20 protein-coding genes are annotated in these 26,530 nt (G+C 36.4%); 6 read left to right on the top strand and 14 right to left on the bottom strand.

Features of this window, described 5'->3' with window-relative positions; all coding sequences use genetic code 11:
• The first annotated feature begins 145 nt into the window (after positions 1-145).
• Both RWM19_RS01575 and RWM19_RS01570 read left to right on the top strand, forming a co-directional pair.
• On the top strand, positions 146-2,830 hold the full coding sequence (locus tag RWM19_RS01575) for a PD-(D/E)XK nuclease family protein (protein WP_313982944.1): 2,685 nt from the start codon (positions 146-148) through the stop codon (positions 2,828-2,830).
• Complete coding sequence (locus RWM19_RS01570) at positions 2,817-6,143, top strand: UvrD-helicase domain-containing protein (protein ID WP_313982941.1); 3,327 nt, start codon at positions 2,817-2,819, stop codon at positions 6,141-6,143. Before RWM19_RS01575 ends, RWM19_RS01570 begins: the two co-directional genes overlap by 14 nt.
• Positions 6,144-6,176: 33 nt before the next feature.
• On the opposite strand, the gene RWM19_RS01565 is transcribed toward RWM19_RS01570, so the two are convergent.
• The 3 genes from RWM19_RS01565 to RWM19_RS01555 form a co-directional block, all read right to left on the bottom strand.
• Positions 6,177-8,156, bottom strand: coding sequence for a HAMP domain-containing sensor histidine kinase (locus tag RWM19_RS01565; protein ID WP_313982939.1), 1,980 nt, complete (start codon positions 8,154-8,156; stop codon positions 6,177-6,179).
• Complete coding sequence (locus tag RWM19_RS01560) at positions 8,140-8,853, bottom strand: response regulator transcription factor (RefSeq protein WP_313982937.1); 714 nt, start codon at positions 8,851-8,853, stop codon at positions 8,140-8,142. Before RWM19_RS01560 ends, RWM19_RS01565 begins: the two co-directional genes overlap by 17 nt.
• Before the next feature lie 75 nt (positions 8,854-8,928).
• Positions 8,929-9,807, bottom strand: coding sequence for a YitT family protein (locus RWM19_RS01555; RefSeq protein ID WP_313982935.1), 879 nt, complete (start codon positions 9,805-9,807; stop codon positions 8,929-8,931).
• 767 nt (positions 9,808-10,574) lie between these two features.
• On the opposite strand from RWM19_RS01555, the gene RWM19_RS01550 reads away from it, so the two are divergent.
• On the top strand, positions 10,575-12,428 hold the full coding sequence (locus RWM19_RS01550; RefSeq protein ID WP_313982933.1) for a hypothetical protein: 1,854 nt from the start codon (positions 10,575-10,577) through the stop codon (positions 12,426-12,428).
• Positions 12,429-12,564: 136 nt separating this feature from the next.
• Here the strand turns inward: RWM19_RS01550 and rbr are convergent, their stop codons facing one another.
• From rbr to RWM19_RS01495, 11 genes are all read right to left on the bottom strand, one after another.
• Positions 12,565-13,104 (bottom strand): rubrerythrin, encoded by a 540-nt coding sequence (gene rbr, locus RWM19_RS01545; RefSeq protein WP_294020843.1) that lies wholly within the window; start codon positions 13,102-13,104, stop codon positions 12,565-12,567.
• Positions 13,079-13,498, bottom strand: coding sequence for a Fur family transcriptional regulator (locus tag RWM19_RS01540; protein WP_294025374.1), 420 nt, complete (start codon positions 13,496-13,498; stop codon positions 13,079-13,081). The genes rbr and RWM19_RS01540 overlap by 26 nt, the downstream gene beginning before the upstream one ends.
• 175 nt (positions 13,499-13,673) lie before the next feature.
• Entirely contained in the window at positions 13,674-16,571 is a 2,898-nt protein-coding gene (locus RWM19_RS01535; RefSeq protein WP_313982930.1) for an insulinase family protein, read from the bottom strand.
• Between the two features lie 438 nt (positions 16,572-17,009).
• Positions 17,010-17,726: an FHA domain-containing protein gene (locus RWM19_RS01530; RefSeq protein ID WP_313982928.1), complete on the bottom strand. Its 717-nt coding sequence runs from the start codon at positions 17,724-17,726 to the stop codon at positions 17,010-17,012.
• Positions 17,727-17,773: 47 nt separating this feature from the next.
• Positions 17,774-18,607 (bottom strand): PrsW family glutamic-type intramembrane protease, encoded by an 834-nt coding sequence (locus RWM19_RS01525; protein WP_313982926.1) that lies wholly within the window; start codon positions 18,605-18,607, stop codon positions 17,774-17,776.
• Positions 18,608-18,610: 3 nt separating this feature from the next.
• Positions 18,611-19,480: a 16S rRNA (cytidine(1402)-2'-O)-methyltransferase gene (rsmI, locus tag RWM19_RS01520; protein WP_294025381.1), complete on the bottom strand. Its 870-nt coding sequence runs from the start codon at positions 19,478-19,480 to the stop codon at positions 18,611-18,613.
• Positions 19,477-20,661 (bottom strand): regulatory iron-sulfur-containing complex subunit RicT, encoded by a 1,185-nt coding sequence (gene ricT, locus RWM19_RS01515; protein WP_313982924.1) that lies wholly within the window; start codon positions 20,659-20,661, stop codon positions 19,477-19,479. The genes rsmI and ricT overlap by 4 nt, the downstream gene beginning before the upstream one ends.
• The gene (locus RWM19_RS01510) at positions 20,645-21,652 is read right to left on the bottom strand and encodes a DNA polymerase III subunit delta (RefSeq protein WP_313982922.1); all 1,008 of its coding nucleotides are present in this window, start codon (positions 21,650-21,652) and stop codon (positions 20,645-20,647) included. The genes ricT and RWM19_RS01510 overlap by 17 nt, the downstream gene beginning before the upstream one ends.
• Positions 21,639-22,274: a dTMP kinase gene (gene tmk, locus RWM19_RS01505; protein WP_294021809.1), complete on the bottom strand. Its 636-nt coding sequence runs from the start codon at positions 22,272-22,274 to the stop codon at positions 21,639-21,641. The genes RWM19_RS01510 and tmk overlap by 14 nt, the downstream gene beginning before the upstream one ends.
• An 88-nt stretch (positions 22,275-22,362) precedes the next feature.
• Positions 22,363-23,505 carry a HAMP domain-containing sensor histidine kinase gene (locus RWM19_RS01500; protein WP_313982919.1) on the bottom strand — a complete coding sequence of 381 codons (1,143 nt, stop codon included), beginning with the start codon at positions 23,503-23,505 and terminating at the stop codon, positions 22,363-22,365.
• Positions 23,498-24,178 carry a response regulator transcription factor gene (locus RWM19_RS01495; protein WP_294021807.1) on the bottom strand — a complete coding sequence of 227 codons (681 nt, stop codon included), beginning with the start codon at positions 24,176-24,178 and terminating at the stop codon, positions 23,498-23,500. Before RWM19_RS01495 ends, RWM19_RS01500 begins: the two co-directional genes overlap by 8 nt.
• A gap of 266 nt (positions 24,179-24,444) precedes the next feature.
• Here RWM19_RS01495 and RWM19_RS01490 point away from each other — a divergent pair, with 266 nt between their 5' ends.
• The 3 genes from RWM19_RS01490 to RWM19_RS01480 are packed head-to-tail and all read left to right on the top strand — an operon-like array spanning position 24,445 to position 26,438.
• Complete coding sequence (locus RWM19_RS01490) at positions 24,445-24,609, top strand: CD1871A family CXXC motif-containing protein (protein WP_294021806.1); 165 nt, start codon at positions 24,445-24,447, stop codon at positions 24,607-24,609.
• A gap of 2 nt (positions 24,610-24,611) precedes the next feature.
• Complete coding sequence (locus tag RWM19_RS01485; RefSeq protein ID WP_294021805.1) at positions 24,612-25,529, top strand: 4Fe-4S binding protein; 918 nt, start codon at positions 24,612-24,614, stop codon at positions 25,527-25,529.
• Positions 25,530-25,550: 21 nt separating this feature from the next.
• Positions 25,551-26,438, top strand: coding sequence for a TlpA disulfide reductase family protein (locus tag RWM19_RS01480; RefSeq protein WP_313982916.1), 888 nt, complete (start codon positions 25,551-25,553; stop codon positions 26,436-26,438).
• Positions 26,439-26,530 lie beyond the last annotated feature (92 nt).

Genomic DNA, 26,530 nt, shown 5'->3' with positions numbered 1-26,530 from the left:
TATTGTTAGTTGATGATTATGTAGTGTTTGTCAATGTAATTATAGGCACGCGGATTTTGAAAAATCCAGTAACATTACACAATTTTTTTGTATAAAACAGGATATTTTACCAAATATGCAGGATTGCCTATGATAAAATCTAAATATGAAAACAATTTTATGTGCAAATTATCAAAAAGAATATATTTATGAAGATCTCGCAAAGCATAATCATGGCGTTGTTAAAGATGTACTAGCAGTTCCACTTTCTGTTGCGTTAGGAGAGAAACATACAGATAAACATGCAGCACTACTAAAGATCTCTCATACATTAAAAAAGAGAAGTGATGCGTTTCCAATTTATCAAAAGATGTTTGACTATCCTGCATTCATTCAGGAGATTTTTCAATTTGTATTAGAGTGTATTCAAGGCAATATTCAAGTTGATTCTTTACCCAAGACAAACGAACAGGAAAAGGAGTTAAAGGAAATCATACGCATTCTATTAGAAATTCCATTTGTGGAAAAAGAGAATGTAGAGAATAAAAAGGCCGCAATCCAGAAATTGCAGCAGGATGATGTTGAAGTATATCCTTTCTTTGAGGCAGATCCATACTACGTAGAAATTTTAGAACAACTCAAAGATAAAACAAAACCAACAGACACAACAACAGGTCAAAAACATTTACGCTATGCACTAAGTACACGTCGTGAAATTGAAGCGATTGCACAGGATATCGCAACCTATCGTAGACCATGTAATATAGTGCTTACTTCATGGAAGACACAGTATCCAGTTGTACAACAAGTATTCGCAAGATATGAGATACCGTTTTCAACTGTTCATCATGATGTGTCTGCTAGACTCATTCAACGTTATGTTTCATTAGTGAATCTTGCGTATCAAAAGAATAAAGAAGCTTTAATGAAAGCTTTGTATATCGATGCCTTTGGTGTAGATGACCAAAAGAAGAGTAGTTCATTATTTACGGTACTCAAATATCTAGACCAAGTGTTGGTAGATGTAGAATGTCCGACACATTTATCACAGTCCTTGAAGGAATCAGAAGTATTTAAAAAGGAAGCTACACGTTATGCATACTTTGAAGAACGTGCAGATGAGTTATTCAATCATATCAAACAGGACTTAGATAGTTTAATACAAGCATCAACATTCGAAGAAATGTTAATGAACGCGTTTGAAATCATTCGTAACCAAAAGATTTTACAGAATAAACATGAACTCAAAGAAGGAAGACAATTACGTAATGTTTTGCAGTCCATTTTAACAAGCGAAAAACAGACTGTGGAAAGTATTCCTTTCGTCATGCATATGTTACAGGGGATTCATTCAGATAGTGCTGTGTTTACAGACGCAATCTGCACTGTGACAGATTTAACACATCCAGTAAAAAAACAAGAAGTTACTTACGTCATTGGATGTAGTGGAAAGAATTATCCTGGCTTTCCAGTTCACAATGGTTTATTTGATGAAGATTACCTTGCAAAGATACCATCTTATCCAAGTATGAATCAGCGTTATGGTTATTACATGAATGCACTTAGTTGGATTGATTCCTCGGCAGAAGAAATCTATTATTCATATTCTACAAATGATTATCAAGGTAAAGAAATGCAACTAGCTTACGAAGTGCAATCAAAAGTGGACATGAAGGAAGAAAATACCCCATGGCCAATTTTGATTGTAGACAATCATATGGATATAAAACATGAATTAACACCAGAAACAGCACAACAATTATTCTTAGATGGAAAAGGATTATTAAATGGTTCTGTTAGTACGGTAGAGTCATACTACCGCAATCCATATGGATACTTTATCCAAAAAGGACTAGGAATTATGGACCAAGAATTCTCAGGACTTGATCCAATTACGATTGGAAATATTCAACATCATTTCATGTATACACTACTAACATCTTATAAAGATAGTTCAAAGCGTAAACAGTATGCACTACAAGAAGATGGAAAAAATATTCTAACATCGAATGAAATTAAAGAGTTACTAAGACCGTATTTTGACATACTTAAATTAACACATCCAAATGAACAATATCTCTACGATATCTCTTTGGAAAGATTAGCAGATTCATTATCTAAATTTATGACATTCATGCATGATTTAGAAAATGATTCAAGTTTTATTCCGGAATACTTTGAATATCGTTTACCAGAAACAATGATTGGTAATGTAAATATCCGTGGTATTATTGACCGTATTGATTTATATCAAGATTTAATTCGTATCATTGACTACAAATCATCCGTTTTATCCATTAGCGAAGATGAAGTAAAACAAGGACTACGTCTGCAGATGTTAACATATATGATGATTGTCGCAAATAACCTGCAAGGAAAGAAATACAATCCGACTGCTGTACAGTATATCTCTATGAAGGATGAAACGATTGATTTAAATCGTGTTTACAATAAATGTGGAGATATGCCAAAACATGCATTACTAAATAGTTTAGGGGAAGATTTTATTAAGAGTAGGAAATGTGCTGTATGGATTTTTAATGAACATCGTGATGATGTTGATATAGACGCAAGACATATCAAGAGTCCAAAGAATATCTATGACTTTAATAAGATCCAAGCATATATTGAAGGTATCTATGCAAATTTCCACAAGCAAGTTCTGAAAGGAAATATCGAACTATCTCCAATTGAAAATACAACATTACCATATATGGCAATGTATCACTTCGATGGAGAGTATCGAATTCCAACCGCAGTGGAAGTGGAAGGGATTCCAACAGATATTCCATTTAAATTAGATAAAGAAGAAATTGCGGCAAAGGGGGCAAAAGAAGATGAGAATCTCTGAGAAAAATCAATTATCTGCAGAACAGTCCGTTGCCTGTAATTCTTCTGGAATGGGTATTGTCGTTTCCGCATCTGCTGGTGCAGGAAAGACGAAAGTACTTGTATCACGGTTGGTAAAAAGATGTATTGAGGATAATCCACGTGTACCTTTATCACGTATCCTCGCTTTAACATTTACTGAAGCAGCCGCAAGTGAAATGAAGAAGCGTGTTGCCCAAGAATTAAATGAAATCAAACAGTTAGCAGAAAAAGAAGTAACTGTTGATAATGAACTCATTCAATATATTGATAATCAGATTATCGCGCTAGCAAGTGCGAACATCACAACTATTGACTCTTTCTGCTTGTCTATTATCAAAAAATACTACAATATCATTGGCTTAGACCCAGCTACGACAGAGAATATTCTTTCGGGTGGGCAAAATGAAAATATTCAGCGTGATGCGTTTATGAGAGCGTTAGAGTATGCTTATCAAACAAGTCCACAAGAAACAGTTGCGCTCGCTTCTTACTTCTCTAGTCGAGCTGACGACTATGATGGACTATATGATGCGGTCGTGAAAATCAATCGTCATGCGGAATCATCTGTTGACCCAGATGAATGGTACCAACATGCATTAAAGATGTATCCAAAGAAGTTTGATCCTACAAGTACAAATAACTTTACATCTTTTGATGATTTTGAGATCAATATCCGCAAGTATTTCTTTGCGTCCTTGTATGGACAACTGGCAGTATTACAACGCGATATAGAAATCTTGCAGGATTTACCAGAGGCTATTAATGGACGTGGAAAAGTAATTGATAACTCTGTAGCTTTTGATACATTCTTAAATATCATTCAAACATTACAGGCTGAACTGATGCCAGAAGACGAAAGTAATGCATATACTTTTGCGATTTATCAAAACTATAAACAACAAATTCAAATGATGGATGATACAAAGCTTGCAAGTTATAAGAAAGAGAATTATCCAGAACATGCACGAGCAATGGATCATTTGAAGAAAACACTCAAGAATATGTCAGAAGAACGTTTGAATGAAGATGATTTTGTTTCAGACGCAAGAGATGCCTCGACCATCAATACAGCACTCATCAATCTAGCGAAGAATACATATCAAAATTGTATACGCATCAAACAAGAGAATACTGCGATGTATTTCTCGGATATGGAACGCTATGCGTATGAAATTCTAAAACATGAAAATGTTGCGAAGGTTATCCGTGAAAACCTACAGGAAGTCATGATTGATGAGTTCCAGGATACAAGTAAACTACAGGATACAATCATTGAGATGATTGCTAGTCCTAACTGCATCTTCCGTGTAGGTGACACAAAACAATCGATCTATCGTTTCCGCCAGGCAAAGCCATCACTGATGCGTTCTAAACTAAATGAGTCAGAAAAGATTATTGAAGAAACAATTGATTCATCGATGCAATCAGCAAAGATTATTCTTTCTAGAAACTACCGTTCAGATGCACGTATTATTCAATTTACAAACATACTCTTTCAAAAGATTATGAATGTTAAAGAGAGTACAGAAAAGTATGGTGAAGATGATATTGTAGATTGGCTCCCTAAGAATGATAGTCCAGATGCACTCATTGAATTTGCAAGTTATACGCCGAAGAATAAAACAGCGATTGTCAGTGATGATGAGGACGAAGATGAGGATATCAAAATGATTAAGGCAAATTGGATTGCCAATAAGATTATTGATACCTATAATCAAGAACTTGAACTTGCAAAGAAGAATGATACAAAGTTACCATCCTTCCATGACTTTGCGATACTTTTACGAAGTCATGGGGATAAAGCATATCTGAAAGCAGCCTTCGAAGCAAAGGGAATTCCTTACAGCATTGATACACGTGAAGGATTCTATCGCTCAGAGTTATGTCAAACAGTCATTGCATTATGTACTGCAATGTTGGATGAAGAAGCAGATTCTGCTCTATTTGCATGCATGGTTTCTAATCTCTATAACCATAGTGATGAAGAGATTGCCAAAGCAAAGATAAGACTGGGTTCAATCAAAGCAGTTGCCAAAGAGTTTGGTATCTATGATGATTTGCAGATGTATAAAGAAATTGCGGATACTTATGGTATTCCAAGAATGTTATCAGAACTTGCGAATCATAATACGTACTTCAATCGTTTAAATATCAGTCAACAGTCAAACTTTGATTATCTATTTGAAATGACAGTATCTGCGAAGTACAATTCTGTAGCGGAATTCTTAAATGCATTAAAAGCAGTTGAAGACGAAGTATCGAATGAAGCTGTTTCAAAAGGGTCAGCAGATGATATCGTTACTGTCACAACAATTCACCATTCAAAGGGATTACAGTATAAGTATGTATTCCTATGGAGTAATGCGACAAATCAGTTTAGAGATAGTGCAGAAGCAGTCAACGTCGATGATGATCTTTATCTAGGATTAAACTTCTTATGTACAAATCCATATCGTGCAAAACGAAAGACAATTCATAAACGTGCAATCGAATATAAAGCAAATCTTGAAGATGCGGAAGAATTTATTCGTATTTTATACGTAGCAGTTACACGTGCAGTACGAAGACTATATATCGTAGACGCATTACCAAAACAAATTCCATATCGTGGAAAGAAGTTTATGTTAGGTGATTTGCTTATTCGTAATGGTATGTCTGGATTGATTCTTAGCACAATGGCAAATGAACCAATCATGAAACAGGTTGATATTGACCCATCATGGAATGTATTCCTGGAACACAAAGAAACAGAGACCGTTACTAAACTACCACACTATGGATATATAAGTGTCGAAGAGAAGGAAGTATTAACTCCAAGTTCTACTGAGTTTGGTAGTAGTTTACCAGCATTAGATTTAACAGAAACAAACGCTGGAAGAGAATATGGTACACGCATTCATGCATGTTTTGAAGAACTTCCGTCTAGATTATTTAACGCAGATGATTTAACATTCTTAAGTATATCTTCAACAGAATTAAAACATCTGCTAGCATTCGGTTATTCAGAGATTTATCACCAAGCTGTAGAAGGTGAAATTCATCATGAATATCCTTTCTATGTACAAACAGAGAAAGAAAAGATACATGGAATTATGGACTTTGTGTCAATCTTGGAAGATAAGATTATCTTGATTGATTTTAAGACGGATAACGCAGAATTATCTAAAATCAAATCATTGTATACAGAACAAATCAATACATACAGAAGAGCACTACAATTGATTTACCCAGATAAAACAATTGATGCGTATGCATGGTCTGTACATCATGACCAAGCAATCGTAATTGAATAAGAGAAAAGATGGAGAATAGTGTAATCTCCATCTTTAATCTTTATCGAATACATTAGATTCTGTCGAAGAATCCTGTGTAGGAACTTCTTCGGGTTTTGCTGGTAAGATAATATTTGTTCTAAAGAGGTCTCCATCAATAACGATATTGAAATAACCGTTTTGTAGGTGTACTAGGTTCTCTACAATATTTAAGCCAAGACCACTGCCTTCGCTATGGCGTGATTCATCACCACGTACAAAGCGTTGCGTTAATTCCTCTGCGGAAATATTGAGTGCTTCACGACTTACATTCTTAATTGAAATCATAATGTTATTGTCGATTGTACGGACACTATTGATATATACTCTGGTTTCTGGCTGTGCATATTTCACTAAGTTAGAGAATAGATTAGAAAATACACGCCATAGAAGTCTACCATCTGCCATAACAGAACGTGCACTTTCTGGGATGCTTGTCACAATCTCTAGTTTACATGCGTCAAAGCGATCAGAATATTCACCGATAGCTTGTTCAAGTAACTCATGTAAATCATTAGGCATGATATTTACCGTAATATTACCAGTACTTGCTTTAGAGGCTTCAATAAGGTCTTCTGTTAATTTTTGAAGACGTTTTGATTGTTTCTCCAATACTGCAATATATTTTTTGGCTTGCTCAGGATCTTCAACATGTTGTAAGAGGTGCACATAGTTAATGATTGAGGTAAGAGGTGTCTTAATATCATGACTGACATTTGTGATTAATTCATTTTGCAAGTGCTCTGCACGAATAGATTTTTTAGCAGCTGCTTCCGCAAAATCTTTGATCTTGTATAGGTCAAGTGCCTGTATTTTGAAGAAATGAGAAAGTCTTGAAGTATGAAATGAGAAGTCTGTTTCTCCATTTGCGAATTTATGAATTGCCTTCTTTAACAAAGCTGCTTCATATGCACGCCAGAAAAGGGCGTAGGAAGCGATAAATAAGAAGAGAGCTAATAATGCATATAACTGTAGCTGTACTAAGAAGTAGAAAGCCACCCAGAACACAAAGGAACCTAGTAAGAAGGCAGGGAAATATCCACCAATTTGTAGAAGGTCTGAGATGATTGTACCGATATAGTATATCAATGTATTCTTATACCAATTACCATATTTAATGCGTGTCGCAAGACTTAGGAAGAATAATAATGTGAAGTATAGGAATGGGATTACACCTCCAACAATTACCATGATGTATTTAATAATACTTGCTTTCGCAAAGCCATAATAGTATCCCTGTTGATAGAAGTTGATTGCGATATCGGGGAAGCCATTATTATATGTATAAAAACTTGCGTAAGTCCAAACCATCAAAACAATGAAGGCAAAGATATCAAGTGGTATCTTATCAATCCACGATAAGGTAATACCTGGTTTATCATCTACATGCCCTGCTCCATAGAATAGGAATATAACAGAACCGATAAGGATGATGATACTAAAAAACTCAATCGGGAATATGATATAGCGGAATCTATATTGAAGATTATAAACTGTATCACAGTAATAGAAGTCATCTCTTGCGTTTAAATCTTTCGCAAGGGAGTATTCAATACGGTATGTTGGTTCATTATTTTTTTCGATGTAGTCTTGGAAGTAACCATCAGAATTATTACCATAGAAATATGCGGTACCATGTAGTGTGGACTCTTCAACATCAAAATTTTTATGAATTAATTGATTTGTGGCAACTTCGTAGATTTCGACAGAAAGGTTAGAGTTTTCACGGTCGAAACTTTTGTACTGGTCGCCAACAAAATTAGTATTAATATCTAATGCATATAAGACATAGTTATTAGCTGTTACTGCTGCTCGAGCCCTTGCGTCTGCTGTATCACTATATTTAGAAATACCATCATAAGCACCTGCAGTAGATAAGTATGAAATTGCATTCATTCCAACGATGTCTGCTGTCGCCGCAAGCGCAAAAAGGATGAACGCAATGACTTTACATAGATAACTTGAACGTAATCTTTTTTTATTGCGCTCTTTCATGACTATCCTCCATCTTATAGCCTTGTCCCCAAACTACTTTGATGTATCTTGGCTCAGATGGATCAATCTCAATCTTTTCACGTAAGTGACGGATATGAACAGCGATAACAGATTCGCTACCAATTGGTTCATCATTCCATACATTTTTATAAATCTCAGCGGAAGTAAATACTTTTCCTGGCTGTTTCATTAACATCTTTAAAATACCAAACTCCATCGGTGTAAGCGTGACTTCATTACCATCAACAGATACTTTCTTTGTGGTGTCATCTAAAATGATTCCACCAATCATAAGTTCATCAGTATCTGCACTAACACCACCAAGTTGGTGATATCTTCTTAACTGTGAGTTAACACGTGCTAAAACTTCGGATGGATTGAATGGTTTTGTGATATAGTCATCTGCACCAATATCAAGACCGTTTACTTTATCCTGATCTTCACTCTTTGCGGTTAGTAAAATAATTGGGATATTTGTAAGATTGCGAATTTCCTTTGTCGCTTTAATACCATCCATGATAGGCATCATAATATCCATTAATACCAAATCAACATCTTCTGTCTTAACGATATCAACTGCATCTTTTCCATTTCGAGCTGTTAGTAATTGATACTCATCTTTGGATAAATAGATTTTTAGGGCTTCTAAAATATCGACATCGTCATCAACAATTAAAATTGTATGTGTTGTTTTCATATGTTCCTCACGATTTCTATACTACAAAATGTATCACAAAGAAAAAATAATTCCACTATTTAACGTATTTTTGCGTTATACAAGGCGTTTTTGATAACCTCCAGATACAGAAACACGTGTATGTGCGATTACGAAGGCATTTGGATCAAGTTTTCGAATCTCTCTTTGGACGGAAGAAACCTCACTTTTTGCGACAATTGTTACGAGTACTTCTGTTTGTTGATTGGTATAAGCACCTTTACCATCCCAGCAGGTAACACCTCTTGCGTATTCATGCATGATCATCTCTTTCACTTCAGGCACATGTGTAAAAATCATTAGTTCAACTTCAATGTTTTGATAATGCCAGCGATCAATCGTCACAGAGAATACAACGATATAGATAATCGAATATAGCGCGGTTGATACATCAAATAATATTGCCATTAATGTATAGAGAATAATATTGTAAATAATATTAAAGATTCCAACAGAAATCTTCTTTGACTTATGGCTTAGATATAGGCCTAATAAATCTAAACCTCCTGCACTTGCGCTATTGGTAAGTATTAGTCCACATCCAACACCACCTAATAATCCAGCAATCACAATGCATGCAAGTTTATCATCGAGGATAGGCGCAGTAGGCGCAATGATATATGTAAAGATAATTGTCTGTAAGGCAACAGATAACACTGTTCCTACAACCATGCGTTTCTTCATTGTCTTCAAAGCGAGAAGAAAGAGTGGAATATTAAACGCAAGGTTGATAATACCTGCTGTATCTACGTTTTGAATATTGGAAAAGAATAATGTACGTAACATTTGGGCTGTACCAGGCACTCCACCAGAGTAAAGTTTTAAAGGTACTAAGAAGAAGTTAACTGATAATGCGTATAAGGATGATCCAATTAAGATAAGTAGGATATTTAGGGGTGTAACTTTCTTGGGTTTTACATAGATTTCTTGTGACATATGATGTTCCTCTTTTTCACTAACATAATCATAAAGAAAAAGATGGTATTTTCAAACCGCTTTGATGAAATATCTTCTGTTATATTCATGCTAGAGATATTTAGGATATAGTATTCTGATTTAGTAAAGATAACGCAAATGAATAATTTTGACAAAATACTGAATGTGTATTAATGTGATAAAAAATAAGCAAGTATTTTAAAGACAATTCAATTGACAGAGAAATATAGAATTAGTATCACCGAATAATTATGTGAAGGGGATATTTATGCTAAAAAAATTTAAGATAAAGAAACATACTAAATATGAAATTATTTCTTATATATGTTTAATGGTTTCATATGCTATTGCTACGTTTCTTAATAAATATGAAAGATTTCGTGTATTTGTTTTGTTAGGATCTCTTGGATTAATGGCTGTAGCTATTGTTACATACATTCTTTCAATCAAGAATAATCCTAACAAAATCAAGTTATTTCACACGAGAAAAATGATGTTAATATTTCTTTTGAGCTTTTGTGCAACAATCATTCTGTTAATGATTTTAATGTATGAGTATAAGTGAGTTTATGACATAGAATGATGCTTTATCATAAATACTAAATAGGTAGTATCAGAATTAAAAACATTATTTTTAAACGAATGAGTAGTTACGACTGTAATGAAAATTCGTTTTTTATTTGGAGCAAGTTAATTGCGAATTGTAATTTAGCATGTTACCATATTTTAGCAAAGCATAACTTTGCTTTTTTTATGGAGGGATATCAATGGTTAAAAAATTAACAGTTATAGTATTGGCTTTGATTCTAGGGATGGGCAGTATCGTATCATTTACATCTAAAGTAAGTGCTATGGACGCTGGCAAGATTTGGTTAAATGATGATGACACTATCACATATGCAACGATTAATGATGCAGTAGCAGCTGGTAATACTGGTGACACAATACGTATTAGTGGTTTATTTGATACTACAAATGCAGCGTTTAGAGATGCTGTAGTCAATAACGGAATGATATTAGAAGTTGTATCAGATACTACAATTCTTAATAACGATGATGACCAGAACGGAATTACAATTGCAAGTGGTTCACATATTAAAACTGTTAATGGTTCTACTTTAAATATGCAAGGTTTCAAGAAAGCTTTAGATTTACAAACTGGAGCTGAAATGAATGATGGGAATTATGTATTCAAAGACAATCAAGATGTTACTTTAGATGGCAATGTAAAGGGTACATCAAGAGAATCTTTGGTAGTAGACATTACAGCATATAAATTTAACAAATTACATTCAGAAGATTTAAAATTAGAAAATGCAACACTCAAATTAACTACATCTAAAGTCAAAACATGGGATTCACCACCCGACGATGGTGGTGATCTCCCATATAGGGAGGTTGTAAACGGATATACTTGGAACTTTAAGAATGTGTTATTTGTTGGAACAGGATTAGCGCCTATTCAGATTCCAAATATGTTAGTTGATAATTCTGATGTTTCGATTGATTTCCTAAACAAGTATGCAAGGGGTTTGGATACTGATTTTTGTTTATCTGGATACGGAACAGTTCCTCCTTCTGAGATTAGAAATTCAACTTTCAAATTATCCAATACTTTGCATGGAATCGTAATGCTTGATGGTACTTTAAATATCGACAATTCTAAGATTGATCTAAATATTTCTGGAGATGAGGATAGATCTCGAAATGATAGTGGCGGAGGAATTCTTTTTAATAGTGGAGGAAATATTTCAATCAAGAATTCAGAATTGAATTTTACGAGAGATAACTCTTATCAAACACCAGTGCTTATTTACGGTAATTTGCCATCCTTTATAATTGGAGAAAATACGGTAATTAATACGCCAGCAAATAGTGATAAGTCTGATGAAATTGGATATGCGATGGATAATATTGTGGCAGTAGAAGCAGGTCCTACAGGATATGTCGTAACTGGTGGTTCATTCCTTGTGAAATATCATACGGATAATGATATTGATAATAGAACTACACCTACAAATGGTTTAGCAAATGGTAATGAAAAACTGACTTATTTCCAATTGGCAGATCCTTCTGTAACGTCTCTATCTCCATTAAATAAAAATGGTCAACGTTATACATATGGAGTAGCAAATCCATCAAGTGATGGTAATAAATATGTATGGGTACCAAGTGCGAAGGTTACATTTAGCTTAGGTGATAATCCTAGTGCTACATTTGCGGATGGTACAAATGCAAATAAAGAAACATTAGCGATGCGTGGTCATACGATTGGTATGGCGGTTCGTGCAAATGATGAAGCGATACCAACATTTAATACTACTCCAATCAGTAATGATGCTAGTAAGCAATTCAAGGGATGGTTCTATAGGGATGCAACAGGCAATATTCTTCCATTTGACCCTAATACAACAGATGTACTAGAAACAATGAATGTATTTGCAATGTGGGAAGAAGTACCACAAGTAACTCCAACTCCAATACAACCATCACAACCAACTACATCAGTAACACCAAATACAAGTGATAACACAAACATTGGATATCAGATTGGTGTGTTACTAGTAAGTTTAAGTGCAGTAGTGATTTTATTAAAAACACGTAATCTAGTTACAAAATAATCATCCTGTATACTTAAAATATTTAGAGTAAAACAATAGGATAACACTATATAGGTGCTAATATGAGCAATCTGGTAGTGTTATCCTTAAAATAAAAGGAAGCTTAACGCTATATGCGTTTGGCTTCCATTTTATTTTAGTAATTTTCCTTCTTAACTTCGAAGAAGCTTTCCTTGTAGCTGCAGAGTGGGCAAATCTTAGGAGCCTTCTTGGACTCAATTGTATAACCACAGATTTCGCACTGCCATACTACTGGCTCGTCCTTTTCGAATACTTGTGAGTTTAAGACATTAGCCTTTAACTTCTCGTATCTTTCTTCGTGTTCCTTTTCAACCTTAGCTACCATGTCCATCTGAGCTGCGATACGTGTGAATCCTTCTTCACGAGCTTCTGCAGCCATTCTCTTGTACATGTCTGTCCACTCGTAGTTTTCACCATCAGCACCCATTTGTAAGCATTCATGAGTTGTTGGGATAGCGCCACCGCATAATGCGATGAACCACTGCTTAGCGTGTTCCTGTTCGTTACGTGCTGTTTCTAAGAAGATGTTTGCGATTTGTTCGTAACCTTCTTCACGAGCCTTTTCAGCGAAGAAAGTGTACTTGTTGCGAGCCATTGACTCGCCAGCGAATGCATCATTTAAATTCTTTTCAGTTTTTGAACCCTTTAATTCCATTGCTTGTGTCCTCCTCATTTAGACAATCTTTGCAAATTCCTTCAAAAATAGTGACATGACTGAATACTTTTCCACCGGTGAATTTTTCTGCCTTTTCATCTGGGCAAGAGTCATAAGGCATTTCACCAAGGTCAATCATCTTACCGCACTTTGTGCAACGTAAGTGATCGTGTGGAGCAGGGTTACCGTCATAGAAGTTGTAGCCTTCACCTGTATACTTACGAATCACACCTTCTTGGACGAGAAGATTGAGATTACGATATACAGTCGCTAAACCAATGCCGGTCTCCTTTTGATCTAAAGCAGACTTAACTTCTTCCGCAGTCATATGCGTTCCAACTCCTTGGATGATATTCAATATTTCCTGTTTTTGATAAGTCTGTCTTCTTTTCATAATCACCACTTATTGAGAACCATTATCATTATAGAATGATTTGTTTTGAATTCAACACCTTTGCTCAAAGAAGTTTGTGATTTTTTCGCATGTTAGAACTAACTAACCTGAAAATATTTCATTTTTAATGAAAGTTAGACACATTTAAACAATAAAAAACGGCATTTCTGCCGTTTTAAGAGATTGGATCAAGGATAGTGTATCCTTCTTCCTTACATTGTTCGATTGTTTCTGCGTTTGCGACAATGCAGGATGTTGGCTCTTGTAATGCCTTTTCAAAGAGTTCTACGTATCTTGCAAGATCTTCTCTTGTCATAGAGAGAATTTTTTTGCGTGCAGCACATAAGTTTTCGTATGTGGTGTTACGGAAGTAGCGAATATCTGCTAGTCGAACTTTTGCAGCTGGTGCTAAGAGTGGCTCTGCTGCCGCAATTGTTCCAATGATATATCCTGCTAAGTCGGTATGTTCATCTTCAGCGAGTTGCTTGATACGTTTGTATATATCGCGGTAAACCTCAATGGAATGTAGAGGACTTGGGTCACGGTAGGAGTATGCGGCGATATTTCCATTTGGATTTGCACTAAAGCCTGTACCATACGCATTGCCTTTCACACGAACTTCAGTCCATAGATAATCATAGGTCAATAGATGAGCGATTACCTGCAAGCATGGATCGTATTCAAAGTTGAATGACTTAATGTTAGTACCTGCAGCAGAGTAGGAGATACCTGCTGGGATTTGAAGTGCTTCTTTTGGTTCTTGTAAGAGTGGGTAGTGTACAACATTTCCCTGTGCTTCAATGCGATTGATACCAGCGACAAATTCTTCTACCACATCTAAATGATTACCAGTTACACTCGCAATCAGACGATCCTTAGAGAATAATACTTCCTGGTACATCTCAAATTCATTGATGACTTCATCAATCATTTCATCGTAGTTATCTTCTAACTGCTTACTAAATAATGCATTCTCATATCCACCGATATATTCACGGAATACACCTTCTGCACTATGGTGCGCAGATACACGACGCATTGCGAAGGAATGCCCATTCATGATGATGGATTGTCTTGCGCCTTCATTGCCTTGTTTGAGGATAGGTAAGATTTCTTCCTTTGTAAACTTTGTATCTTTGATTACTTCTAAGATAAGTGGAACAACCTTATCTACATTTCTTTCAAGTACCGAACAGGATACCGCAAGAACTGGAATACATGCATCAGAACGATTATCTGGTGAGTATACGTCTGTAACAATAATTAAGGAACCAAGGTCCTTGCGTACAGCACGTTGTAACTCACTAACTGTTTTCTTGGTAGTTGGTAAGTTCATGAGTAAATCAGTAAATAAACCAACCGCTGGTAAATGCTTGATTGTAATTCCTGCAAGTGAGAAGTAGAAGAATAGGTATACAATACCTGATTCTTGTGCAGAATGAACCAGTGTCTTAACAGACTGCACTTTTTCAATTTGTAGTGGTAAATCTTCTGGTTTTTCATCAATCTCAGAAAGGTGAATCTTTGGTAGGGTAGCTAATTGTTCCTTTGTGTCAGAGGACTGCTGCCAGAGGTCTAATGCCTTGTTTTGTTCGATATACTTTAGAACATTCTCTTTGCTGGAAGCCTTGATATCTGCTAGACGTTTCTTTTCATCTGCGATACGCTGGGCTCCCATTGTTGTAGATGGCACGACAGTAAGAGAGTTTAGATGTTCTTCGTCCAATAAGAAGGATGATAATAGTTCCTCGAAATATCCTTGTTCAATCTTTTCACGTAAGATATCAAATATCTTTCCATTAGATAGTGGTTCTGCTGGATCACCACCGTATAACCAACTATCCATTGCGCGTTGTCCATACATTAAACCTGCTGGTTCATGACTTTCACGATAACGGAATTCCATCTGGTTGATTGTTGCGTGTAATTCTTCGTGGTCTAGTCCATTCTTTACAAGCTCGCTTGTAGTAGCGCGTAACGTTTCTCGGATTGCATCATACTTGTCTGCGTCTGTATTACGAATAGTTAAGACAAGCCATGGCTGTTGAATACCATCATATAAGTCTAAATCAACATCTTCACCGAGGTTGTTATCGAGGATAGCCTTCTTTAATGGTGATTCATTGTTGGCAACAAGAGTAGAAGATAGTGCAGACCATGCGATATTCTGTACATAAGAATCGTATGTAGAAATAATCTTTGCAAAAGAGATATGAGAGCGATTCTCTGTAGGTTCATTTTCACTGACTTCGTAGGATATACGATTGTGTACAGCTGGTAGAACCTTCTGCATAGGAATTGCGAAATCCATCTCTTCCTTTTGATAGTTAACAAAGTATTCTTCATGGATAAAACGAAGTACTTCATCAATATCTAGGTTACCATCTACCCAAATACGAGCGTTGGATGGATGATAGAACTTCTGATGTGTTTCGATAAACTTCTCATAAGTTAAATCTGTGATGTAACGTGGATCACCACCAGATACATATTTATAGCAGTTATCTGGGAATAACATACGATTAAGTTCATCTACGATTGTTTCATCAACAGAGGAGAAGGCGCCCTTCATTTCATTGAGTACAACACCACTATATTCCATCTCTTCATTTACATTATGAATCTGATAATGCCAGCCTTCTTGTAAGAAGATATTTGGATTCGTATAGATTGCTGGTTGGAATACCGCATCCATATATACAGAAATGAGGTTCATATAGTCTTTGTCATTGCGACTACTTACCGGATACATTGTCTTATCTGGATACGTAAAAGCATTTAAGAATGTTTGTAAACTACTCTTTAATAGTTCTACAAATGGTTCACGTACAGGATACTTCTTTGAACCATTTAGAACACTATGTTCTAAAATGTGGAAAACACCTGTATCGTTATCAGGGATTGTTTTGAAGGTAATCGCAAAGGTCTTATTTTTATCATCACGTTTTAACCAACAGAGTTCTGCGTTTGTTTGAACGTGGCGGAACATATATAAAGTTCCTTTTGCGTCTTCAATATCTTTGATTTGTTCAAGGACAAATCCATGTAGCTTGTTGTTTAGTTCTAAATTCATACTGAACCTCCGTACCTGTTAATCATACAGCATTATTGTATAGAATCATAAAAAAAGATGCTCGTAAGCATCATTGAACAATATGAGTAATTATGTAACTTAGAAACAGGAGTGTGAAGTCTGGTTATTTATCCATGGTAGGCATACAATTTAATTAGATAAAACAAAGGGGAAGAAAAAATGAAGAATGACATAAAATTGTTTATGATATATGCAGTAATTAATGGAATACAACAATATTTTTTCTTAGTTAAGATGAAGTTGCCAGACCTCTCTATTTTGATTACTATCATACTTTCTCTTTTATATATACTTATATATCGTAAATTACAAAATAAGCAGCATTAAATAAATTGAATATTCATAGAAAAGGTAGGGTATTTCGAATAGAGTTATCCTGCCTTTTTATATGAAGAAAAAAGATGCTCGTAAGCATCTTTAGTCAATAATTTGATTGATGACAATTTCTGCACGTCCTAGGTTGATGTGATCTCCCTCGTGGATACGAGCTTTACCAAGTGGTGGTAGTTTAATTCCATTTAGGTATGTTCCATTGTGTTCGGAAACATCTGCTAAATAGAATGTATCGCTTTCGATTAATATGCGTGCATGTTTACGGCTGATTGCTGGTTCATTGATGACAAGGTCACAACTAGCAGCTTCACGACCGATCAAGCATGGTAATTTACTAATTGTATGGTCCTTTGTTTGCCCTGCAACTTTGATTGTAACGAGAATCTTTGGATCAGCTTCATCTAGATTTGTTGTAGAGAAAATTTCCTCGAATAGTGTTGCGGAATCATCATTATTCTTTTCGCGGATTGGTGTATCCAAGGAATCAACCTTTACTGGTTTGATTGCTGGGGATACTGGCGTAACAGGTCTTTCTAAGTCGGTAAGAACTGTTGTCGCAGCGAGTGAGTCCTCTACATTCTGCTTTGGTTGTTGTACTGGTTCTGGTTTTGGAGCGATTGGTGTAGCTTGTACAACTTTCTTAACTTGTGGCTTTCTTGTTGTACCTACATCATTTCCGTCCGCATCTACATAATATGTGTTTTTCTTAAATGCCAAGAAGATAACGGCCGCAAGTAAGACAACGTTTGTGCCTACTAGGCCCATGATAATCAATTTGACAATTGTTGGATCACTTAACATAAATTACTCCTCTTATAAATATCGTTAACCCTATAATACAACAAACCTTACATTTTTTCACGTTCACTTACATCGTGTGTAATTTCAACGATTGGAGATGGACGTGATAATTGTGCTTCTGCGTAGATATCTTCTTCTGTTGGCGGAACGATAGGAATATCATTCTTAGACTCTAAGCGAATCGTACGATATACGACGATATCTAGGATAACAACAAAGATAAAGAAGAAGATTAATCCGATACCGGATTCTACCATCAGTGTTGCGTCAAAGATTGTATGTAGTAATACCGCAAATGCATAAGAAGCTTTTAAGTTTAGTGACTTTACATCAGGGCTATTAACAGCTTCAGCTACTTTTGCATGACCATAGTATAAGCCCATGTATACCGCAAAGCTCATGTGTCCTGGAATTGTGAGAAGTGCACGCTGTAAAGCAACACCTGTTCCATAATTAAATACATAGAAGACATTTTCTAATGCCGCAAATCCAAGTGATACGAATACAGCGTATACAATACCATCAAAGCGATAATTGAATGCCTTGTCTTTCCATGTGAATCGATAGAGGAAGAAGAATTTTGCGCCTTCTTCGATGAGTCCAACAAAGATTGCGGTTAGGATACCGTAATTGACTTGTGTAGCAGTCACTACATTTTCCAAAAGATAAAAGACAACCTGTTCGGAAAGCATCTCTAATATGATTGCGACTGGTACAGAGAGTAGACCACCAATAATACACTTTAGTAATAAGAGTGGTGGTTCTTTTTCTTTATCATCATTGCGATAGATATAAATCATGAAGAAGATTGCAGGTAAAATCGCAATCGTAAGATAGAACAGTGTTTGTTCTAAGGTTAATTGTCCGTATTGATTTAACATTCGTTAGCACACACCTTTCTGATCAGTTTTTCCATGAACTAAATCATAGATCTGATTTTTTGAGATACCTGTCTGTTTGGCAACTTCTTTGATTGCGGCACTTGTAGACATTCCACTTTCAATAGAAGTATTTACCATATTCAGGATTTGCCCCATATCGATATCTTTTTCATAGTCATCTTGATTGCCTTCAATCACAACAACCATTTCACCTTTTAACTCTGAGGCAATCGGTAGTATCTCGGAAATTGTACCACGGATGAACTCTTCATGTACTTTTGTTAATTCGCGGGCGATACAGATATGACGGTCTCCTAGCACATCTAAGCAGCTTTGTAGCATCTTTTCAATGCGATGTGGTGCTTCGTACATAATGAGTGTCATTGGATATGATTGGTACAGGCGTAGTTTCTTAACACAATCATGTGTGGATGGTGGTAAGAAACCAATGAAGATAAATGGCTGTGCAATTAATCCTGAGGCAACAAGTGCATTCAAGAAAGCACTACAGCCTGAAATTGGCACAACATTATATCCAAGAGCTGTCACTTCACTGACAACTCTTTGACCTGGATCGTTGATAAGTGGATATCCAGCATCGGATATTAAGGCAATATTATTTCCTTGTGATAGTAAGTTAATAATGCCTTTTGTACTGGATGCTTCATTAAAGTTTTGATAAGCAATCAATCGCTTTGAAATACCAAAATGTTTTAGTAACTGTCCACTATTACGTGTGTCTTCACACGCAATTACATCGACGCTATTTAAGACATCGATAGCTCGTGGAGTCATCTCGTTGAGATTTCCGATTGGAGTAGGTACTAAATAGAGCGTTGGTTTTTCATTTTCGAAGGATTTCTGGCGGTTCATGCGTTATCGCCCTCATCTTTTTTCTTGCGTCCAAATGTACGCACAGTAACATTCTTGCGTTCAGTACTATTCTTTTCCACGTTTTGGCGTGGTTGATTCTGCTTGTTGGAATGTGCTTTGTTTGGTTTCTTATTGTTGTTTGGACGGTTATTTTGTGGTTTTGATGACTCGACATGAACAGTTGGTAAGTCGGTTGAAACGTGAACGGCTTTATCTTTATTCACTGGTGCAGCTACACCTTCATGAACCATCGTACGATGTACTGGTTTATCATTCTTTTGGTTGTTCTGCTGAACAAAGCCTTTACGTGGAATAGCTTTCTCGCGTAAATTATCCAAAGAAATAAAGAGTACTTGTTCGCGGTTTTCTAACTTAGCTTCTTGCTTCATAACATTCATGCTTGTAAGACGGTAAACCATGCCATCATATTCAACTTGAGATCCCATCTTAGGAAGTCCTGCTGTTAGTTCTTTATAATCATTTTCTTCATACTTCAAGCAGCACATTAACTTACCGCACATACCAGAGAGTTTCTCTACGTTAAGGGCAAGCTGTTGAGTCTTAGCCATATTGATAGAAATAACATCGAAGTGATTCTTGTATCGGCTGCAACATGTTTCCATACCGCACATACCAATACCGCCGACCATCTTAGCCTTATCACGTTCACCAATCTGACGTAATTCAATACGGCAGTGCAGACGTGTTCCTAGAACCTTTAAAAGCTCGCGGAAATCGACACGTTGATCAGCGAGGTATACAAATAGAACCTTTGAGCGATCAAGTGTATATTGTGCACTCATCAGATTCATATCGAGATTTAAACTTTGAATTTCTTCGTTACAGATACGATACGCTTCACTTTCCGCAATGGTGTTTTCAGCGTACATCTTTTGGTCTTTTTCTGTAGCGATACGAATAATTGGTTTTGTTGGCATATGTAGATTGTATCTATCAATTGATAGAGCATCTGCATCTACCTCACCCATTTCGATTCCTTGTGCTGTTTCTACAACAACCCAATTTCCTTTTTTGATATCTGCGTTATCGCAGCCAAAAGAATACGGTTTTGTAGCATTCTTAAATCGCACAGCGACGGAATAGGCATATTTCACTGTCGGTTGTTCCTGTTCTTGGTGCATTGGACAACCGCATGAACCGTGTTCACATTCCATGTTCATGGTTGAATTCCTCCAATCTATAGAAGGTTTGATCCATTAATAGATTTAAATCAATAAACCGATTAATCTTATCTTTTTGTTTTTGTAAGATAATGATCAATTCTCCATATTCTTTCTGTTTGTTTATTTCTTGTTGTAGTAGTTCTTTGTACCAATGTGGTCCTTCAACATGCTTGCATATAACATCATGGGCAAATAATGACATGAGGTCAAAGAAGCCATTGAGTAATAAAATGTTTTCTTTCTTTGCTTTTGCACTATCTTTTTCGCTTGAACGATAGGAGATATCATAATCTACCAATAGTTCTTCGCGACTTCCTTCAAGATTAAAGTATTGTCTAAACATCATCTTGCAGGTTTCAAAGATAGAACTGTCCGCAAATTCCTTCATCTGATTGATATCTTTTACAAGGTGAGAGATAAAGTAAGCATCCACATCTTGTACGCCAACTTCTTTCGCTTTGGAAAGTAGATAGTCTTCTGATAATGGGGAGAAGGGGATTAACGTACAGCGTGAAACAATGGTTGGTAAGATACGATCGATGTTATCAGTAGTAAGAATGGCGACAACACCAGATGCTGGTTCTTCCAAAAACTTTAACATACTGTTTTGCGCAGAGATACCTGCGTTCTCTACGTTTTCTAAAATGTATACACGTGAGCCATCTCCATCTTCGAGTGCAGTTTTTGAGAATTTCTCTTGGATCGCATCTACATCATCTTTGGAGATTGCATTCTTGGAACCATCAAGTAGAACCATGTCTGCATATAAGCCCTCTTCTACACGCCGGCATGTATTGCATTCTTCACAAGCGATACCATGGTGTTGTTCGCAAAAGATACTCTTTGCGAATAAAAGAGCAGCTTCGTGTTTTAGGGTTCCGTGAGGTCCGGATAGAAGATAAGCATTCGCAACTCTATGATTCATGCATGCATTTTCTAACGCATGATAAAACAAAGGTTGTTGTTGCTGTAACTCATCCTTGCGCATCTAATAATCCTTTCACAATTTCATAGGACTTTTGAATCACTGTATCGACATCAGCGGTCGCATCTACGATAATCATACGATCAGCGTATTTCTCAATCACCTTTTGATAACCTTCATGAACACGCTCGTGGAATTCAACACTTTCTTGATCAAGTCGATCTAATACTTCTCTTCCTTTACGGATACGCTTTAAACCTGTTTCCGCATCAATCTGTAGAAAGATTGTCTTATCCGGCATGTGGTTTTCAATCGCAAATTGGTTGATTTCATAAACTTCATCCATGCCGATTTCACGACCGCAGCCTTGATATGCTAGGGAACTATCCACAAAGCGGTCACTGATGACATGAATTCCTTGGGCAAGAACAGGTAAAACCTTATCTACAAGGTGCTGTCTTCTGCTTGCGGCATAAAGTAGTGCTTCTGTTCTAGCATCCATCTCTGTGTTCTTAGGGTCTAAGATAACATGACGAATCTGTTCAGCAATATTGGAACCACCTGGTTCTCTTGTATAACGTACCTGATAACCATCTGCTTCTAGCATCTTTGTGACAGCAGTACTCACGGTAGTTTTCCCGCTTCCATCAGGTCCTTCAAATGTAATAAATAATCCAGTTTTCATAACCTTTATTATACCATTCTTCTATTGCCCTGCATATACGCCCAAGTGGAGAGATAAATGAAAAAGTCGCCAATAAAGCGACTATTGGTTACTTTCGGCGTAGTTTGAGTGCGATTTCTGTGCCGTTTTTTGAGCTTTGTACGACGTATACATCGCCACCGTGTTGGCGAGCAATCTCTTTTACAAGAGCGAGGCCAAGACCAGCACCACCCATATCACGGCTACGTGATTTATCAACTCTAAAGAAGGGTTCAAAGATGTGTTGCCAATCTTCTTGTTGGATGCCTGGCCCATTATCACGAACGTTAACCGTCGCAAATTCATTCTCTTCCTTGATGGATACAGTTACATTTCCACCGATATGGTTATACTTGATGGCGTTTTCCACAAGGTTATAGATAGCACGGTAGATAAGGGTATCATTACCAATGATTTCAGCGGTCCCTGGGTTTTGAAAGATTGTAATATTCTTTTTATCAGCGAGAGCTGTTAAGTCACAGATTACTTCTTCGGCCATATCGGCTAATGAGATATGGTCTTGTTTTTGGGCGGATTGTAGGTCTGTCATTTCAAGAAGAATATCAATAACATGTGATAGACGTGATGTCTGCATACGAATCATATGAACAGTTTCTTGATATTCCGTTGCACTAGGATTGTTGTTTTTCTCAAATACTTCTAGTTTTGTACGCATTACCGCAAGTGGTGTACGTAATTCATGTGCAGCGTTTGCGGAGAATTGTCGCTGTGTAGCGAAGGTATTACTAAGACGTTCTAACATCTCATTGAATGCATTTGTCAGTTGTTCAATTTCAATGGAACTTTGATCACTTACAACTAAGTGCTTTAAGTTTTTCGCTTGGATATCTTCAATCTGTTCACCAAGATTTTGTAGTGGTTTTAATGCATAACCAATGAAGAAGTACATCATAGAGCTACTTGCGACAGTAATGATGATTGTAATGAGTAAACTGCTTTTCCAGAAGTCTGATTGGATCCCCTTTGCCATATCAGAAATGACATCTTTAGTGGAAATTTGTAGTTGTACAACTTCTCCAGTTGTATCTGTTGCAGGACTAGTTGGTAATATCGCAACTGCGGAATCTTCAATCTTACTCATCGAGGAAATTGCGGATTTACTGATTGCATAACTAATCGCTAGACAGGATAAAATAACGATAATTGCGGTAATAACGGTGAGTTTCCACTGTAGAGAACGACGTTTATTCATCCTGTTGTCCTCCAATCACATAACCTTGGCCTATGCGATTTGTGATAGGGTCATAGCCAAGTGTAGCTCGTAATTTCTTACGCAAAGCGGAGATGTGTACACGAATAGAATTACTAAAGCTATCAACACTACTATCCCAAACATGTTGTATGAGTTCCTCTTGTGGGACTGGACGTTCTTGATGTAGTAATAAGTACTCCAATACTCCTAACTCTTTACGTGTTAATGAAAGCTTTTCACCTTTAGCCATAACCGTTCGACTCTTTGTGTCTAACGAAAGTTCTCCACAGGAGAGAATGACATTATTCTGTACGGTGCGTCTTCTTGTTAGACTACGAACGCGTGCTTCTAACTCCTCAAAGTGGAATGGCTTGCATAGGTAGTCATTGGCACCGCTATCGAGACCATCAATCTTATCCTGTAAATGTCCACGTGCAGATAGAATTAATACGGCTGTTTCTGAATCTTCTTTACGAAGATTACGGAGTACTTCCATTCCATCCATGATAGGTAAGTTTAAATCTAGGATGATTAAGTCATAACTTTCATCCATTGCCATATTCCAAGCTGTACCACCATCAAAACATGTATCTACTTCATATCCATCAAGACGTAAACCCTTTGCGATTGTTTCACAAAGGGTAATTTCATCTTCAACCACTAATATTCTCATATGCAAAATGTTCCTTTCATATTGTTACTAATTGTCAGAAGAACATCCAACACATTGTTGGAAGCTGAGTATATCTGTACCAAGTATATCACATACAAAAGAAAACAAGACAAGCCATTCCTATGCTAAAAACGAGCGTTTATGCAGGCATGATGATGAATGAAATCAGAAAAATTACATTGTTAAATTTCTTAACACAAATTTTATATCTGCTTTGTTATATTTTTCACGTCAGATAGAAAATGAGTGTAAAGGAGGACAATGCAATGGATTTAATAAATAAATATCCTACACAATTTAGAATTGCTACACAGGCATTTCTAATAGTACTAGCAATTGTATTTATTTGTGTTGGGGCTTCTCGTGGAGAAGTTGAAAGTGTATTCGGCAAAGCAATTCGTCTTTGTTTGGAGTGTGTAGGAATTGGATAGTTATGACATCAGCTAAATCAAGAGCGTTTCTAAAATTCCTGAAGAGACGTAATACAATTCAGATGTTTGCGACATTCCTAACAAACATGCATATCCCTAACTTTTTCAAAGGTGTTCTCTATAATGGAAAAATTAAGCAGGTATGTGTACCAGGTTTAAACTGTTATTCATGTCCAGCTGCTACAGGAGCATGCCCAGTAGGCTCCTTCCAAGCGGTTGTCGGTTCATCCAAGTATAACTTCTCCTATTACATCAGTGGAATTCTAATTTTCTTTGGTGTGATGATTGGAAGGTTGATCTGTGGATTCATGTGCCCATTTGGTTGGTATCAAGATTTATTACATAAGATTCCAACAAAGAAGTTTAGTACGAAGAAATTAAGATTCTTAACATATACAAAGTTTATTATTCTCGCTGTAGCAGTTATATTACTTCCAATCATTATGACAAATAAAGCAGGTATTGCATTACCTTACTTCTGCAAATACATTTGTCCACAAGGTATCTTGGAAGGTGGTATTCCACTCTCTATCGTAGATAAAAACATTCGTGCAACATTAGGTACATTATTTACCTGGAAGTTTACAATTCTCATCACGATTACAACATTATCAATATTTGTATATCGTCCATTCTGCAAATGGATTTGTCCACTTGGAGCATTCTATGCATTATTCAACAAGATTGCAATCTTCAACTACAACGTAGATAAAAATAAGTGTGTATCTTGTGGTAAGTGTGCAAGAGTTTGTAAGATGGATGTCGATATTACAAAGAATACTGGTGACTTGGAATGTATCCGTTGTGGAGAATGCATTACTGCATGTCCAACCAAAGCAATCAGTACTTACTTAGCGATTAAGAAAAAGAGTGAAGCTAAGAATCCAAAAGTAGCAAATAAGAATTTACAAAAGGCATAAAACAGAAAGAGGAAAAAGAAAATGAATTTGTTCAAGAGATTTACCCTAGTTGGTGTAGCAGCAGTTATGGCAGTTACATTAGCAGCATGCAACAACAAGAAAGAAGACAAAGCAACGACAACAACATCTACAACAACTGAAACAGCTAACGTAGAAGCATTCCCTAAGTTTAAAGGTAAGGACTTTGATGGTAAGGATGTAGATGAATCCTTATTCAGCAAGAATGAAGTAACACTTGTAAACTTCTGGTTCAATGGATGTGCAGCATGTGTAAATGAAATGCCAGCACTTGAAAAGTTTAATAAGAAGTTAAAGGAACATGGTGCAGAAATCGTTGGTGTTAACGTAGAAGCAACAGATGAAGCTACTCTCAAAGATGCAAAGGATATTCTATCTAAGCAAGGTGCTACATATAGAAATATCGTTATCAATGGTGGCGATGATGCGAAGGCTTACTTGGCTAAAATCTTCAGTTTCCCAACAACAGTAATGGTTGATAAGAACGGCAACATCGTTGGTGATCCTCTGGTTGGTAACTTAGAAGATGAAAAGAAACAAGAAGAAATCATCAAGATGATTGAAGAAGTAAAGTCTGGTAGTGCTGTTACAACAACAGTTACACAAGGACAGGCTGCAGGGGCAAATGATGAGTTAACAGATCTTTACGCAAAGGAAAGCGAAGTATTCGGCAAGCATCAAGACCTATGGAATAAGGTATTTGCAACAATGTCAAAAGATCAGATTGAACAGACACAGAATCTGCCTTATGACGAAGTATTAAAGTCACAAGTAGAAGCAAACAAGGCTTCCTTCTCCGAAGATGAATTAAAGACACTTGAAGAAGATATCAAGATGATTTCTGAGATTGAAAAACAAATCGCAGAAGCAAGCGCAAAAGCTAGCAAATAACATTAACAATATATTGTGGTTTTCCCCATCTTTTCCCTGGGCATTTGTCCCAGGGTTTTATTATGTGGGGGTAGTGCTATAATGTGATTACA

Source organism: uncultured Solobacterium sp. (genome assembly GCF_963517755.1).
Lineage (GTDB): Bacteria > Bacillota_I > Bacilli_A > Erysipelotrichales > Erysipelotrichaceae > Bulleidia.
This window is presented reverse-complemented; position numbering and strand designations above follow the sequence as displayed.